The sequence below is a fragment of the Telluria sp. BA11 genome (genome assembly GCF_056680305.1).
Genome location: NZ_CM155275.1, coordinates 4446700 through 4460976, shown reverse-complemented (window position 1 = coordinate 4460976; position 14277 = coordinate 4446700). Strand labels below are relative to the sequence as shown.

The following is a 14277-nucleotide window of genomic DNA, read 5'->3' as shown; positions in this document are numbered from 1 at the left end:
ATTGTTTGACAACTTTAAAAGTTGTCATTTAATTCGACTCTGACCCTCATTGTTTTTGCTGCTGAAGATTCCCGAAACTGGCAGAAGTTCGCGAATCAATATCCAATAAAAAATAGCTTCCTCCGCGAGGCCCTTTTTATTTCCGCTTAGCTGCTTTTGGCCTTGTATTTAATGAGGGTCAGAGTCGAATTATTGAGCAACATCCGGGAATCAATTCGCCAGAAGATTGTTGCATTATCGACTTCCTCGAAATCAATTACTTATCAATTGGGGTCAAAGTCGAATTGTTTGATAACTTTTAAAGTTGTCATTTAATTCGACTCTGACCCTCATTTTTATTTTGGCCGTGTTAATGGGTGGATATTGAGGAAAAACAAAGTTGTGTGGCAGGTGGGTGGGAAGAATGAGCTTTTGTGGTGCGGGAGGTGGTATGACGCGCAGGGTGCTGGTACTGGTGGGGGTGTTGGTGGCCGGGTGTGCTTCTACGGGGCAGGTCAGCTTGGGTGAGGTGCGGGAGTTTGCGGATGCGTCGGCCAGGCTGGGCGGGTATGCAGAGTTGTCGCGCCGGTATCGGGATACCTATGAGCGCGAGTTGCCGTATCTGTCGCCGCAGGCCGAGCGCGTGGCGCGCGATACCGATGCCCGGCGGCGGGCGGTGTTTGATGATTTTATTGCGATTCAGAAAACACTCGTGTTGTATATGCAGACATTGAGCTCGCTGGCAGGCGATGGCCGGTACGACTTGTCCGGACGCATCGATGATCTGGGAAGCGGTCTCAAGGCGATGACGGATTCGGGCTTGCAGCAGCGGCACGTGGCAGCCTATACAGGGATGACCCGACTGCTGACGCGGGTGATCACTTCCCGCTACCAGAACCGCAGCGTCGACACCATGGTGCGCGATGGGAATGCCGATGTGCAGACGCTGATCGATGCAATGATCGTGCTGACCCGCATCTATGAAAAGGCCAACGAGAATGAACGGAAGACCGTGCTGGGCCTCTTCAACGTCGAAATTCCGATGGCCAACCGCAATGCCGATCGCATGCTGGTGACGCTGGCCAAGGTGCATTTGCAAAACAAGACAGCCGAGTACAAGCTGATCGACCGCCGTTACAAGCTGGCCCAGCAGGGCCTGACCAAGGTGGCACTGGGCCACCAGAAAATGCGCGAGAACATGGATAAGCTCAGCAGCGAGGAAACGCGCCATATGCTGGCGGGCTATGTTCACGACCTGAATCTGATCCGCGACGCTCTCAGCGGCGAATAATGGGGAATATCATGGCGACATCTTCACACAGCAATCCCGACCACGGCGCATCCGACGAAGCAAACACGCCACCACCGGCCGCTCCGCGCCCGCAAGCGACATCGCCTCTGCCCAACCAGCCATGCACGCCCGACGCGATCGTCGCAACAATGACGCCTGGCATGCCGCCATCTGCACAGCAAGCCGCCGCAACCGGGTTCGATACAGACGGCGCCAATCGCGCCAATGCGCTATCGACCATGCAATGCGTCGTTGACCTGGCCGACAGTGTGGTCTGTATCGCCGATGATCTGCACGAACGTATCCTGCAAGAGATTGCGGGTTACAACGATCGCACCATGCCGGATGCGCAAAAGGCCCTGATGCGCGCATTGACCGACGATGAGCGGTTGCTGCGCCAGTACGCCCATGCGCTGTACGCCGACGCGGCCATATTCGTGATCCAGGATCTCAAAGAGCCACAACATCGGCTGATGGCCCTGACGGCAGAGGCGGCCGAAAAAATCCGCCGCATCGGTGTCATCGGCGAAGTCACCGGGCTCGTAGGAGGGATTCTGTTATTGGTCGGCAGCATCGCCAGGGGCCAGTTTTCGCAAGTGGGCGCTGCGCTGGAGAAAATACAGCTCCACAACGCCACACTCAAGACGCTCAAGCCGGGTTCACCCGCCAAGACCTGATCTGCCCCGTGCACTGACACAAGGACGTCAGCCGAACCCCACTGACACCTCAGGCAATCACGTCCGGCAGACTCGACGGATCGAAATCGGCCCAGTCACCAGCCACGATATTGCCCTGCGCACGCTCGATATGATGTGCGCCGAGTCCGCGCAGCAAGTCAACGGCGCGGGCTTCCAGCGCGGGATCGGTAAACGCAACCGCCACCAGCATGCCGGCCGTGCGCGGCGCCACTGCGTTCTCGCCGCCCTCTTCCGGTTCGCCCCGGTCTTTCATTTTCGAAAAGCTGAACAGCGAACCAATATGCCCGCCCACGAGCCCGCCGACGATCGGCCCGATCGGCCCGGTAACGGGTGACGTTGCCGCACCAACGGCCACACCAACCGCACCACCTGTCGCCATGCCCTGAACGACGCCTTCGGGCGTGTCCTTCGCACCGGGCGACTGCAAATTGTCGCTACCGATAGGCGTCACATCGTGCTGACCCGGCTGGCTCAGATAGAAGCCGCTGATGCGATCGGCGTCGAAGCCGGCGTCGACCAGTGCGCTACGCGCGCGGTCGACCTCGTCCTGAAGCTGGAAACGTCCTGCGATGATCATAGACATGGGCAAATCCTCCTGGATAGAGAGGCCAGCATGCGCCCGCAGCAGCGACCCATCTGTACGGCGCCGCACGCACCCTGTCACAGCCAGCCGCCTTCAATTTGACGACTTCAGCGTTCAGCGCCACTGCCCGTAGACCACGCCATACTGCGGCGGTTCCTCCACGGGCGCAGTCGGGGCATGTTGCCATTGACGTGGATCGATCCTGTAATACTTGAGGAATTCGTCATACAAGGCGGGATGGCGCGCGGCCAGCTGGTGCGGTTGCTCGAAGAAGCTTTCCGTGGCGACGGCGAAAAATTCGGCGGGATTGGTGGCGCCGTAATGGTCAAGCACTCCCTGCTTACCCCACATGGCATCGTGCCGCAGGTTCGCATAGTCGCGCGTCAACACCTCGGACCAACTACGGTAGCGCTCGCTGCTACCCAGATACGGCGCGCCATTGGTACTGCCGGACTCACTGTCGAGCTGATGCGCGAACTCGTGCAACACGACATTGTGGCCAGGCGCATCGGCGGTATCGCCGCGCCGCACATGATCCCACGACAGGATGACGCGCCCATCGCCCCACGATTCACCCAGCAAGTCCTGCCGCTCTTCAGTCACCACGCCGGAGGCATCGATCTGCTTGCGCGGCGCCAGAAACGCCCCCGGATACACCAGAACCATCTCGAGCGTCGGATAACTGACCGGCTTTGCATTGCCGCCGACACGACCCAGCAGCAGCAAGCACGCCTGGCCTGCAATGGTCACGCGCATTTCGTCAGTCAACTCGAGCCCGGCGCAGCCGACGAACTTTTTTTCATGCAGAAAATGCTGGACCATCCGCGCCAATTGTTGGCGCTGCAGATCGTCCATGCGACTGTATTGCATGACATTGCGCGCCAGGATCGCCACATGCTCTGCCGGCAGCGGCCGGGCTATGGCGCGGCGCAACCGCCACTTGGACACCAGCCAGGCGGCCAGGATAACGACGCCCAGCAACCCGACAGCAAGTGCTTCCATCATCAGGTCCGGTTGGCGAGCCAGGCCTGCACGTCGTCGGCGCCGCCGATCAATTCACCACCAACGAATACTTGTGGCCACGTCATCCGGCCGCTGATGCCGCGCAAGACGATCGAATTGATCTTCTGGTCTTCGGAAATGTCGGTGAAATGGATGTCCTGATCCTGCAGCGCCTGCCGTGCGCGCGCGCAGTGCGGGCAGCCGGGCCGCGAAAACATCACCACCGGCTCGGGCACCTGTGCCTGCGGCGCAACGTAGTCAAGCATCGTGTCGGCATCCGACACCTCGAACGGATCGCCCTCTTTGTCGGCCTCGATGAAAATCTTGTCGATCACGCCGTCGCGCACGAGCATCGAATAGCGCCACGAGCGGCTGCCGAAACCGAGGTCGCGCTTGTCGACCAGCATGCCCATCCCGGTCGTGAAGTCACCATTGCCGTCCGGGATGACCGTGATGTTGGCGGCGTCCTGCCCTGCTTTCCACTGGTTCATGACGAAGGCGTCATTGACCGAAATGCAGAGCACCTCATCGACACCATGCGAGCGCAGCACGGGCGCCAGCTCGTTGTAGCGCGGCAGATGGGTCGAGGAACAGGTTGGGGTAAATGCCCCGGGCAGCGAAAAGACCACCACGGTGCGGCCCTTGAACAACTCATCGGACGTCACATCGCGCCACTGATCGTCGGGGCGCGCCTTGAACGTCACCTTGGGTACGGGTTTGCCTTCCAGCGATTCGGCACTCGGTAACATCGATACTCCTATCTGGTTGATTGTGCATCGCGCAAACACAGCGATATGGCACGTCAGTTGAGGACTATTGATTTGTTTTCAACACATACGGTGTAAAAAACGCGCCCCAAAAACAAAACCGCGCAAAATGCGCGGCGAAGGACGACAGCGTTCGTCAGGACCGTGGCCAGTGCGGGTCTCGACCGCACCAGCCCGGGGGCGCAACTGCGGCGCCTTACTTGACTGCAGGTTGGCCTGGTGGCGGGCCGAACAGTGCTGCAACGAGTGGATCGCGTGCCACAGGGCTGCGATTGACGCGGATGGCGTAGTGGGTGTCATCAGCCAAAATATGGAAGTGACGGCCGCTGCCAGCCATGTTTTGCTCGCGCAGGCCCGGACGCTCCTTGCGTGGGGCAACGCCTTCGCGCTTTGGCTGGCAGATCGCTGCCAGGAACGCCTTGACGCGGTCTGGATCTGGCGAAATCTGGTACACGGCCTTGCCCAGGTAGGTGGCGGTGCCTTCGATGTAGCGGGCCAGCTCGATCACGCCGGCTTCACGCAGGTCGCGGATGTACTTGCGGGCGCCGGACGGCGAAAACTTGAGGAACCAGGCAATCTCATCGGCCAGCATTTCATGGCTCGAGAGTTCGTTGATCAGCTTTTGCATGTTTTCAATGCGGCGCTGGGTGGCAGACGTCGAACGCACGCGCTCGATCGGGGCCAACGAAATCGGTGCGCGCTCGGTTGGCTGTGGTGGGACGCGTTCGATCAGCGCCGAATTGCCGGAGGTGTGCACTGCGCCGGTCTCGGCTGCGTTGTGCTGTGTCGTTGCATGCATATTGATTAGCTCCAATAGAGAGTGAGACTGTGTGGTCCGGGTCGCTGTGTGTCGTGTGACACCCTGACAACATCTCGGTTCCGCTTAACTAGCCTCAAGATTGCCTGCATCAGACACCATGGTCTGTGCGCCATCCAACATTCGACAAGATTCCTAAAAGCACCATGGTGCAGGGCACAAAACGCGTTGTTTTGGCACCGCTGGTGGAACTCTTGGCAATCTTGTAAACTCTCTAAGACATGACAACGCTGCCGCATCATGTCATCTGCACAAGCAACACTATACCTGCATGACTGCAACATGACATTCTGCAGTGCGCACCCTCCTCATGCGCAACATGACAGCGTCGTTACAGTTCGTTTCACCTTAGAAATGTGCGAATTTGACCACTGTTGTAAAATCGCACAGCGTTTTTGCATTAGGTGCGGTAGCGCACCGAGGATTCGGAACTGGCACTGTTAAGCTTTATCCAACTTAGCTGCTGACGCATGCTTTGTCATCAATTTTAACCAACGGGAGTTACCTGTGAACAACACCAAGAAAATCGCCCTGGCTGCAGCACTGCTGTGCGCATCCGGCGCCACCCTCGCGCAAGAGATCAACCCATCGTGGTATATCCAGCCTAGCGTGAACCACGTTAAGCCAGATGCAGACTTCGGCGTTGATGACCGCGACACGGGTGGCGGCCTGAAGTTCGGTAAGGCGGTCAGTCAGAACTGGGACATCCAGGTCGGCGCCAGCCAGACCCGTTTCGAACAGGGTCGCAGCGAATACCGCCAGACCCTGCTGGGCGCAGACGCTCTGCTGATGCTGAGCCGTGAGCGTTTCCGTCCATTCATCCTGTTCGGTCTGGGTGTTGAGCGTGACAAGGTCAACAATCCACTGCGTAACGTCGAGAAAAACTCGCCGTACGGCACCGTTGGTATCGGTTTCCAGGCAAGCCTGACCCCGCAATGGTCGCTGCAAGCTGACCTGCGCACCGTGCGTGGCTTCCTGCGTGATGACGAACTGTTCGGCTTCAAGCGCAGCAACAACAAAATGCTGACCGTCGGCGTGAACTACGCGTTCAACCCACCACCAGCAGCACCAATGCCAGCACCGGCACCAGTGGTCGAAGCACCAGCTCCAGCACCTGAGCCAGTCGCACCGCCACCACCACCAGCACCACGCTTCCAGAAAGTCACCCTCGAAGCGACCAAGATGTTCGCCTTCGACAAGGCTGTCGTGATCACCCCAGCACCTAAGCTGGACGAAATCGCTGCTGCCCTGCAAGCTGACACCAGCGTCACCAACGTCGAAATCACCGGTTACACCGACCGTCTGGGTTCGGAAACCTACAACCAGAAGCTGTCGGAGCGTCGCGCCATGGCCGTGCGTGAGTATCTGATCGGCAAAGGCATCGACGGCAACCGTCTGCGCGCCATCGGCAAGGGCGAAGCTAACCCAGTCGTCGAGTGCAACCAGAAAGGCCGCGCTCAGCTGATCGCTTGCCTGGAACCTAACCGTCGCGTCGAAGTCGACCAGATCACGGTTGAAGTCCCAGTCCAGCGTTAATACCTGAAGCTGTCACTGCCGCATGTCGGCGGTGACCATGCGAGATCGAGGGGGCTTCGGCCCCCTTTTCTTTTGGAGAAGCGGTTATGGCAGTGAATAAATGGTTCCCGTACACGCATCAGATTTATCAGGTTCTGCGCGCTGCAGTCATGGATTGGATCGATCACCGGGCGTCCAGCAAAGGGGCTGCGCTGGCGTTCTACACGTTGTTTTCGCTGGCGCCGATCCTGGTGCTGGTGATCGCCGTTGCCGGTTTTTTCTACGGTGCGGAAGCAGCTCAAGGGCAGCTGCTCAATGAATTGCGCGGTCTTGTCGGTGTCCAGGGCGCCGATACCATCCAGGCCATCCTGGCCGGTGCGCAAAACAAGGAAACGGGCATGTTTGCCACAATCGTGGCCACATTGCTGCTGATCGTCGGTGCAACGACGGTGTTTTCAGAACTCAAGGACAGCCTGGACGAAATCTGGAACCTGCCGGCACCACCAAATGGCGGCATCTGGAATCTGATCCGCACCCGCTTGTTGTCGTTCGGCGTGATTCTGGTGCTGGGTTTCCTGCTGATGGTGTCACTGGTGATCAGCGCCGCCACAACGGTGGCTGAGAAATTTATCAGCGGTATGTGGCAAGACGCTGCGATCGTCATTGGCTGGATTGCTTCGGGCCTGGGCTTCCTGGTCATCGCCACCCTGTTCGGCGTGATCTACAAGCTGCTGCCGCGCGTCAAACTGTCGTGGCAAGACGTGGCTATCGGCGCGCTTGGCACGGCGGCGATGTTCACGCTGGGGAAGTTCGGGATTGGCCTGTACATCGGCAACAGCGGCACTACCGACAGCTTCGGCGCCGCCGGTTCGCTGATCGCCTTGCTGCTGTGGGTATATTACTCGGCGCAGATCTTTTTCCTGGGCGCGGAATTCGCGCGCCAGTATGCGTTGCAGATGGGTAGCTTGCGTAACAAGCCAAAGTCGGTGACGGGCGTGGACCCGAAACCCAAGGCGGAATAACGTTGTACCCCGAAGGTCGGCGGCCTGGCTGCCGACCTTATTCTCCCAGCAGCTCCGATACGACTTCCATCCCCTCGACGCGCTCGGCCACGACCTTGAGCACCATCACGAGCGGCACCCCCAGCAGCAAGCCCCAGACACCCCAGAGCCAGCCCCAGAACAGCAGGCTGACGAAGACCGCCGCCGGATTCATGCGCGCGATCTTTCCGGTCATCCAGGTCGCCACAACCATGCCGACCAGTGTCGCAATGCCGAGCGAAGCGCCCGCCACCAGCGTCACCATGCCCACGGTTTCAAACTGCAGGAATGCGGCCATGCCAGTCGCGACCGTGATCACGAGCGGACCAAAATACGGCATCAGGTGCGCCACACCGGCAAATGCCGCCCATGCGCCAGCGTTTTCCAGGCCGATCGCGCGCAGCGTGCCCCACATCAGCAGCGCCAGCAGGACATTGGTCACCAGCAGCATGAACATATAGCTCTGGATGGATGTGTTGATGTCGTCCAGGATATGGACCGTGACTTTCTTGCGCGACAGCGAAGGCCCCGTCAGCTTGACGAGCTTGCGCTTGAACGTGTCGCCCGCCAGGAGCAGGAAGAACACGAGGAAGATCACCATCGTGGCCTGCGACATGAAGGCAGCCAGGCTCATCGAGCCGGCCAGCACCCAGTCCATCACGCGAATTGGCGAGCTCGACGATGCATCACCGGCATTCTGGCGCCGCTGCTGCGTCACGCGGCGGGCGTCCGAGCCGACATTGCTGGCCGCGCGTTCGATCTCGGCGGCGGCCGCCTGCATCTGCTGCAGCGTCGAGCGCTCGCCCGTCGTGTTCGACAGGATGCGCGTGACTTTCGATGTCAGCGTTGGCAGATCGTCGATGATGTTGAAGAATTCACCCTGCAGCCGGTACACGGTACCGGCCATCGCGCCCACGATCACGACGGTGACCAGTGTGGCGCCGACGATGCGGCGGATATGCCAGCGCTCGAGCCAGCGTACGACAGGATTGAGGGTATACGCGATCAGAATGCCGAGCAGAAGCGGCACGAAGAATTTTTGCGCCCATTGGAGCGCGAAGACGAAAGCGATGGTAGCGAGTACGCCGAGCGCGAGGCCGCGGGCGTTGACGTGCAGTGGTACGCGTAGCGCACCGATGTGAAGCGCGAGATCGTCGCCGGTGGAACGCACCTCGGGATGGAGGGCGTCACCGTTGCTGCTTGGGGGCAAAGCCCCCGGGGCGGCAGTATCAGGCGGGGTTGCCGGCATGGCCGGATCAGATTGAGCTAGCTGCATATGTGTGCCTGAACAAAAGACCGGGCCGCCCCGGCGATCCGACTATTATTTCACGCGGATGTCGTTCTTGACTGCGGTGACGCCTTTGACGCCACGTGCGATCTCGACAGCGCGCTGTGCATCGCGTGCATCAGCAACAAAGCCCGACAGCTGAACGTCGCCCTTGAACGTTTCGACGTTGACTTCACGTGCTTTCACGTTAGGGTCGTTGATCAGGGCAGCCTTGACCTTGGTGGTGATCACTGCGTCATCGACGTATTCGCCGGTGCTGGCTTGCTTGTTGGTCGACGAGCAACCGACAGCGGTGATAGCAACGGTAGCGAAGATGGCAGCGGAGATGATGCTTTTAGCGATTTTCATGATGGCTCCTAATAATGATCATGTTTAAAACTTACCCTTGCGGGCGGATTGCGCGGCGCCGGCAAGCCGGCCCGCAGGTTTATTTGCCGTATGCCGTCCGGGCGGTGCTCACGCACCCGTCCTTGACAGCGCCGGCGAAGGCATCGCACTTCTGCAGTGCGACGCGATATTCAGCTTCGATCTTGACGTCATTGGCATCCAGACGCGCTTCGATCGCCTTGCGGTCGGCCCGGGCATCAGCCTGAAGCGCAACCAGTGTCGCATTGGCCTGGGCCAGACAGACTTCGCGGTCGTTACCCACAAGTGCACCACAGCGCGTCTTGTCGCGTTCATGGAACGCGGTCGCGATGCGCATGCGTGCCTGGGTATAAGCCGCGAGCGTGTTCTTCTGGGCTGCCGTCGCCTCTTCTTCGATCCGGACCCGTGCTGCACGGGCATCGGCAACGCAGATCTCGTGCGGCACACCGGCCACGGTGTCACACCTGGCCTTGGCCGCGTCGTAGCCAGCTTCGGCAGTATCCATCGCGTATTGATAAGCGGCCTTCGCATCCTGGCCTGGTACTTGCGCCAGAGCCGGAGCAGTCCAGGCCATGGCAACAGCGATCAGGAATGTCAGATGCGGAGTCTTCATTATTTTTGTTCACCATTTGTCAACACTGACGCCATCTTTACATGCACCACACTGGGCTTCTGTACGCTGGCGAACACAAGACGCAGAGTGTTGGGCTGTGTCACTGAAACAACGCAAATTGCCTGACATATTCTCCGCTGCAGGCTAGTGGCTGGACCGAGAAGCAGAACAAGGTGGGTGCGGCAACGCACAGACCCCCATCTCCAGGGTGTCTATTCTGAGTAAAACCTTTTGTCAGGAGAACAATATGAATGCAAACCGTAAACTTATCGCTGTCGTCCTTGCCACCGGCGCCCTGCTGACCGGTTGTGCCAGCAACAGCCAGCAGCCATTCGGCGGCGGCTACAACAATGCCAGCAGCAGCGCTTCGGCCGGCTACGGCGTGATCGATTCGATCCAGGTCGCACAAGGTGAAAACCGCACCAGCGGCGCCGGCGCCATCCTGGGCGGTGTGGTCGGTGCACTGGCCGGTAACCAGATCGGTAGCGGCAGCGGCCGTACTGCAGCCACCGTGGCTGCCGGTGTTGCCGGTGCTGCGCTGGGTAACAATGTGGAAAAGAACCGCAATGCACAGGGTCCTGAGCAGTATCAGATCAATATCCGCATGGATAACGGCGAATACCGCGCCGTGATGCAGGACAGCGTCTACGATCTGCGCGTGGGCAACCGCGTTCGCATCGTCGACGGCCGCGTGTACCGTTACTGATCTACAGATCGACCCGGCACTACCAGAGTGGGAGCGGAAATCGGGCATACGCCCTTTCCCGCTTCCGCTCCGTCAGCACGACCCTCTTCCGCACCGCTTCTGGAGACCATCATGGCCCACGTCATTCGCTCCGCCACTGCTTGCCTGCTCGCGCTCTCAACTTCCCTCACCTGCCTGACCGCCACCGCCCAATCGACGCCGGCCACGGGTGGCGACGCCAATGTCAGTCAGGTCGCCGCCCGTCAGCAAGCTCAGGAAATTGCCAATGGCGATCCGGCACGCTGGTACCGCAACGATCCAGAGCAGCAGACGCTGCGCAAGGAACTGCGCGCCGCATTGCAGGAAGCGCAAAACGCTTGCAAGCAACAGCCTGCCGCCGACCGCAAGGCCTGCGTGGCCCAAGCACGCGCAACGTTCCAGCGCGATTCCGCGCTGCTGACCAAGGCGCCATCGAACTGACGCCGAAGTTGGCCAGCGCCAGCTGGCGTCAGCGCTTTTTCTTGCGCGACGGTAGCGGATACACGTCCGCCACCAGCGTGCTCTCCCCGATCTGCCGGCTTGGCGACGCCGAATCGTGCACCACCAGCAAACCCTCATCGGCCCCATCGCGACTGGCGAACAGCGCGATGCCTTCCGGGTGATCGACGCCCTGCCCGAACGGCAGGTTCAGCACGTGCTCCAATACCTCGGCAGAAACCACCGTTTCGCCATCCGGCTGGGCGCCGCCAACCCACCGAAATAGTGTCACGGGGCCGTCCAGATCCATCGTCGGCCCGGCCAGGATCAGCAGATCCCTGCCCTGTTTGCACAGGTCGCGAATGCCCAGCCCGCCCAAATCCAGGAAGTGCTTGCGGTACAGGTTGCCATCCGCGTCGAGCGGCGCCAGGCGCAGCGAACCCGGTGTCTCGTCGTCGACCGGGGCCACTTCGATGATGGTGGCCCAACCCCGCAGCACCGGCCCGCGCAGGCCCAGCAGCACGTGCTTGCCCGCCAGCGCGATGCCCTCGATATCAAAGCCGTTGTCCTTGCCGGGAATGGCAAGGAACGGGCCGAGGTGCTCGTCCTGCCTGAGCTGCACCGTCAGTTCGTTGCCGTGCGCATCGCCGCGCAGCAGCGCAGCAGTGCGGCGCTTGCCCTTGTGCTCGACCTCCTTGAGCAAGGTGGGCACGCCATCCTGTTCGCCCATCGGAATGCGGCCCAGCAAATAGCGGTTGCCGTCGGCGCTGACTGTCGCCAAGCGCTTGTGCGTGCGCTTGTTGCCATTGAGCGGGTCGGGCTTCTTGCGGCGCAGGCTGTGCGATCCGGTGACCCACATATATTTGCCATCGCAGGCCAACCCCTCGACATCGGCCTCATTGATGCGGCCTTTCTCGATGTCGAAGGCCGGCAGCGGCAGGTCGAAGAAGTCGTGCAGCGCAAATTGATGGTGCTCACGCGCAAAGCTGCTCTGGCCGCGGCTGTCTTCTTCCACCAGCGTCAGGCGCTCGATGCTGACGGATTCATCGTTTGCCAACCACAGCGTCTTGCCCATGCGCAGTGCCACCGACAGGCCGTTGCGCAACTCCTTGTCGGGACTGAGGTCATCGCGTTCCGGATGGAATTCGAGCAAGACAATATTCGAGGGATGCATGGGGTTCTCGCAGTGAAGGGACGGGGGCAGCATACTGGATCGGCGGGGAGCAGGCGGACAAAAAAAGACGGCGTCCAACTTGCGATTGGAACGCCGTTCAAGCCCCACCAAAGCCGGTACAGCGCACTACCCTGCAGCGTTATTCGTGGCGGTCAGATCGTGTGCCGGCGCTCGAAGGCGCCGGCACCGGTTCATGCTTCCTTGGCAGCCTTGGCTGCCTTGCGCGTGCGCCGGCGATTCAGGTACCAGCCCAGAATGCCCACGCCAACTGCGGCGCCCGCTGCCTGCTTGCCCATACGACGCTGGCGCACGAAGTTCACGGCGGTCATGGCATACGGCAGCAGCATCGACACATTGGTGCCGGTCGGCTTGAGCAGCGCGTCGGCCCTGGTGCGCAGCGCCACGGTCGTGTGGTCGAAGGCCGAGCGGAGCATCACCTCAGGCTTGATGCCATGCTGGATGCTGGCCTTGGCATGGGCCACGCCAGCGCGGAAGAACTCGCCTTCACGCAGCAGCTCCTGCTTGCGCGTTGCCGGGTCCAGGCTGTGTTGATGACCGGCCAACCCGGTCGTCTTGTCGTGTTTGTGCATGTTGGCCTCTTTGGGTGCGCCGCTCACAGCAGCATCTCACGGTCGTTTTTCAGTTCTTTCATCGTGGCAGGAAAGCCCAGCTTGTTCTGCTTGATCAGGGCCATGCCCTTGGCCACGAGAATGGCCGTGATCAGTGCAAACACGGCGAACATGATCAACAGGATGGTCCAGCCCATCGATTCCCATGCCAGCGCGACGATCGTCATTGCACCGAAGGCGATGGCAAACCAGACCGCCAGCGCGGCCACGGCAAAGATGGCCACCAGCTCGATGATGTGATTGCGGATGTCGGCCAGCTCCAGCGCGGCGAGTTCGACGCGCGAGACGGCCAGGCCGAACAGGCTCTTGAACAGACTGGAAATGCCGGCGAATACGCCGGGGTTATGCACGACTGCTTCTTCTTTATCCACGTAGCCCCCAACCTTAATGTTTGCGGCTTAGTAGCACGCCAATGAGCACGCCGACACCTGCCGCTACTGCCACGATGCGCCACGGATTGTCCTTGACGTAGACATCAGCGGTATGAACCAGTTCCTTGCCCTTGACCACGGCTTGGGTCGGGACCAGGCTGGCGCCGCCCAGGACGGTGTCAAGCAACGCCATGCCACGCTCGCGCAGTTCTTCGGCTTTCTCGCCGGTGAGCGATGCGGCGGCGGTCAGCATCGACTGCGCGTCACGCACGAGAGCCTTCATGTCGGACTGGGTGGCATAGGTGCTGCCGCTGATCGGGTGCATGCTGCCGTTGCTGTTGCGGGAAGTGTCTAGCATGTTCTACTCCTGTCACTAATCAATCATCGAAACTGACCCGCCGCACGGGGCGGGTCACCGTCAGGCTCAGGCCATCAGGTCGCGCATGTCGTCGGCGTGTTCTTCTTCAACGGCCATGATTTCAACCAGCATGTTGCGGGTGGTTGGATCCTTGTCGCCGATCGCCACGATCATCTGGCGATACGATTCGATCGCCACACGTTCGGCGATCAGGTCGGCGCGGACCATGTCCTGCGCGTTCTCCGACGCATCGTATTCGGCGTGGCTGCGGGCAGCAAACGTGGCCGGGTTGAAATCTGGCGAACCGTTCAGTTGCACGATGCGTTCGGCGATGCGGTCGGCGTGTTCCTGCTCTTGCTGCGCGTGCTCGAGGAACTCGGCCTTGATCTGGCCGGTGCCTGGACCGCTGACCGTGTAGTAGTGGCGCTTGTAGCGCATGACGCACAACAGTTCGGTGGCCAGTGCATCGTTCAGCATCGCGATGACCGCTTCACGGTCGGCCTGGTAGCCCTCGGTGACGGCGCCGTCGTCGAGGTTGGCGGCTGCCTTGCGGATTGCGGAGACATCAAAGCCGTGGCCGAGGTTGTTGGTTTGTTCCATTGTCATTCCTTAATTCAGAGTCAG

The 14277-nt window shown here is 60.4% G+C and carries 18 protein-coding genes; 6 read left to right on the top strand and 12 right to left on the bottom strand.

What is annotated here, in order from left to right; genetic code table 11:
• Window positions 1-430: 430 nt before the first annotated feature.
• Together AC1MGT_RS19635 and AC1MGT_RS19630 are read left to right on the top strand one after the other, a co-directional pair.
• Window positions 431-1270: a hypothetical protein gene (locus AC1MGT_RS19635; RefSeq protein ID WP_499501667.1), complete on the top strand. Its 840-nt coding sequence runs from the start codon at window positions 431-433 to the stop codon at window positions 1268-1270.
• Window positions 1270-1947 (top strand): hypothetical protein, encoded by a 678-nt coding sequence (locus AC1MGT_RS19630; protein WP_499501666.1) that lies wholly within the window; start codon window positions 1270-1272, stop codon window positions 1945-1947. Before AC1MGT_RS19635 ends, AC1MGT_RS19630 begins: the two co-directional genes overlap by 1 nt.
• A 49-nt stretch (window positions 1948-1996) precedes the next feature.
• Here AC1MGT_RS19630 and AC1MGT_RS19625 read toward each other — a convergent pair whose 3' ends face one another.
• The 4 genes from AC1MGT_RS19625 to AC1MGT_RS19610 all read right to left on the bottom strand — a co-directional run bounded on the left by AC1MGT_RS19625 (window position 1997) and on the right by AC1MGT_RS19610 (window position 5119).
• A complete protein-coding gene (locus AC1MGT_RS19625) occupies window positions 1997-2551 on the bottom strand; it encodes a hypothetical protein (RefSeq protein WP_499501665.1) in 555 nt (184 codons plus the stop codon).
• Window positions 2552-2665: 114 nt separating this feature from the next.
• A complete protein-coding gene (locus AC1MGT_RS19620; RefSeq protein ID WP_499504329.1) occupies window positions 2666-3553 on the bottom strand; it encodes a M90 family metallopeptidase in 888 nt (295 codons plus the stop codon).
• 2 nt (window positions 3554-3555) lie between these two features.
• Entirely contained in the window at window positions 3556-4302 is a 747-nt protein-coding gene (locus tag AC1MGT_RS19615; protein WP_499501664.1) for a glutathione peroxidase, read from the bottom strand.
• A 214-nt stretch (window positions 4303-4516) separates the two neighbouring features.
• Window positions 4517-5119, bottom strand: coding sequence for a winged helix-turn-helix domain-containing protein (locus AC1MGT_RS19610; protein ID WP_183550722.1), 603 nt, complete (start codon window positions 5117-5119; stop codon window positions 4517-4519).
• A gap of 525 nt (window positions 5120-5644) precedes the next feature.
• Between AC1MGT_RS19610 and AC1MGT_RS19605 the strand changes: the two genes are divergently transcribed.
• Window positions 5645-6673, top strand: coding sequence for an OmpA family protein (locus AC1MGT_RS19605; RefSeq protein WP_499452995.1), 1029 nt, complete (start codon window positions 5645-5647; stop codon window positions 6671-6673).
• An 86-nt stretch (window positions 6674-6759) separates the two neighbouring features.
• Entirely contained in the window at window positions 6760-7674 is a 915-nt protein-coding gene (locus AC1MGT_RS19600) for a YihY/virulence factor BrkB family protein (protein WP_332529897.1), read from the top strand.
• 37 nt (window positions 7675-7711) lie between these two features.
• Here the strand turns inward: AC1MGT_RS19600 and AC1MGT_RS19595 are convergent, their stop codons facing one another.
• From AC1MGT_RS19595 to AC1MGT_RS19585, 3 genes are all read right to left on the bottom strand, one after another.
• The gene (locus AC1MGT_RS19595; RefSeq protein WP_332529896.1) at window positions 7712-8968 is read right to left on the bottom strand and encodes an AI-2E family transporter; all 1257 of its coding nucleotides are present in this window, start codon (window positions 8966-8968) and stop codon (window positions 7712-7714) included.
• Between the two features lie 45 nt (window positions 8969-9013).
• Window positions 9014-9328, bottom strand: coding sequence for a BON domain-containing protein (locus tag AC1MGT_RS19590; RefSeq protein WP_183550710.1), 315 nt, complete (start codon window positions 9326-9328; stop codon window positions 9014-9016).
• A gap of 79 nt (window positions 9329-9407) precedes the next feature.
• On the bottom strand, window positions 9408-9959 hold the full coding sequence (locus AC1MGT_RS19585; RefSeq protein WP_499501663.1) for a hypothetical protein: 552 nt from the start codon (window positions 9957-9959) through the stop codon (window positions 9408-9410).
• Between the two features lie 247 nt (window positions 9960-10206).
• On the opposite strand from AC1MGT_RS19585, the gene AC1MGT_RS19580 reads away from it, so the two are divergent.
• Both AC1MGT_RS19580 and AC1MGT_RS19575 read left to right on the top strand, forming a co-directional pair.
• A complete protein-coding gene (locus AC1MGT_RS19580) occupies window positions 10207-10665 on the top strand; it encodes an outer membrane lipoprotein (protein ID WP_499501662.1) in 459 nt (152 codons plus the stop codon).
• Between the two features lie 111 nt (window positions 10666-10776).
• Entirely contained in the window at window positions 10777-11124 is a 348-nt protein-coding gene (locus AC1MGT_RS19575; RefSeq protein ID WP_499501661.1) for a hypothetical protein, read from the top strand.
• Between the two features lie 28 nt (window positions 11125-11152).
• Here AC1MGT_RS19575 and AC1MGT_RS19570 read toward each other — a convergent pair whose 3' ends face one another.
• The 5 genes from AC1MGT_RS19570 to AC1MGT_RS19550 all read right to left on the bottom strand — a co-directional run bounded on the left by AC1MGT_RS19570 (window position 11153) and on the right by AC1MGT_RS19550 (window position 14253).
• The gene (locus AC1MGT_RS19570) at window positions 11153-12295 is read right to left on the bottom strand and encodes a DUF3616 domain-containing protein (protein WP_499501660.1); all 1143 of its coding nucleotides are present in this window, start codon (window positions 12293-12295) and stop codon (window positions 11153-11155) included.
• Between the two features lie 191 nt (window positions 12296-12486).
• Window positions 12487-12885 (bottom strand): hypothetical protein, encoded by a 399-nt coding sequence (locus tag AC1MGT_RS19565; protein WP_499501659.1) that lies wholly within the window; start codon window positions 12883-12885, stop codon window positions 12487-12489.
• Between the two features lie 23 nt (window positions 12886-12908).
• Window positions 12909-13295, bottom strand: coding sequence for a phage holin family protein (locus AC1MGT_RS19560; RefSeq protein ID WP_183550679.1), 387 nt, complete (start codon window positions 13293-13295; stop codon window positions 12909-12911).
• 13 nt (window positions 13296-13308) lie between these two features.
• Complete coding sequence (locus AC1MGT_RS19555; protein WP_332529889.1) at window positions 13309-13653, bottom strand: ElaB/YgaM/YqjD family protein; 345 nt, start codon at window positions 13651-13653, stop codon at window positions 13309-13311.
• 66 nt (window positions 13654-13719) lie between these two features.
• Window positions 13720-14253, bottom strand: coding sequence for a ferritin-like domain-containing protein (locus AC1MGT_RS19550; protein WP_183550672.1), 534 nt, complete (start codon window positions 14251-14253; stop codon window positions 13720-13722).
• Window positions 14254-14277 lie beyond the last annotated feature (24 nt).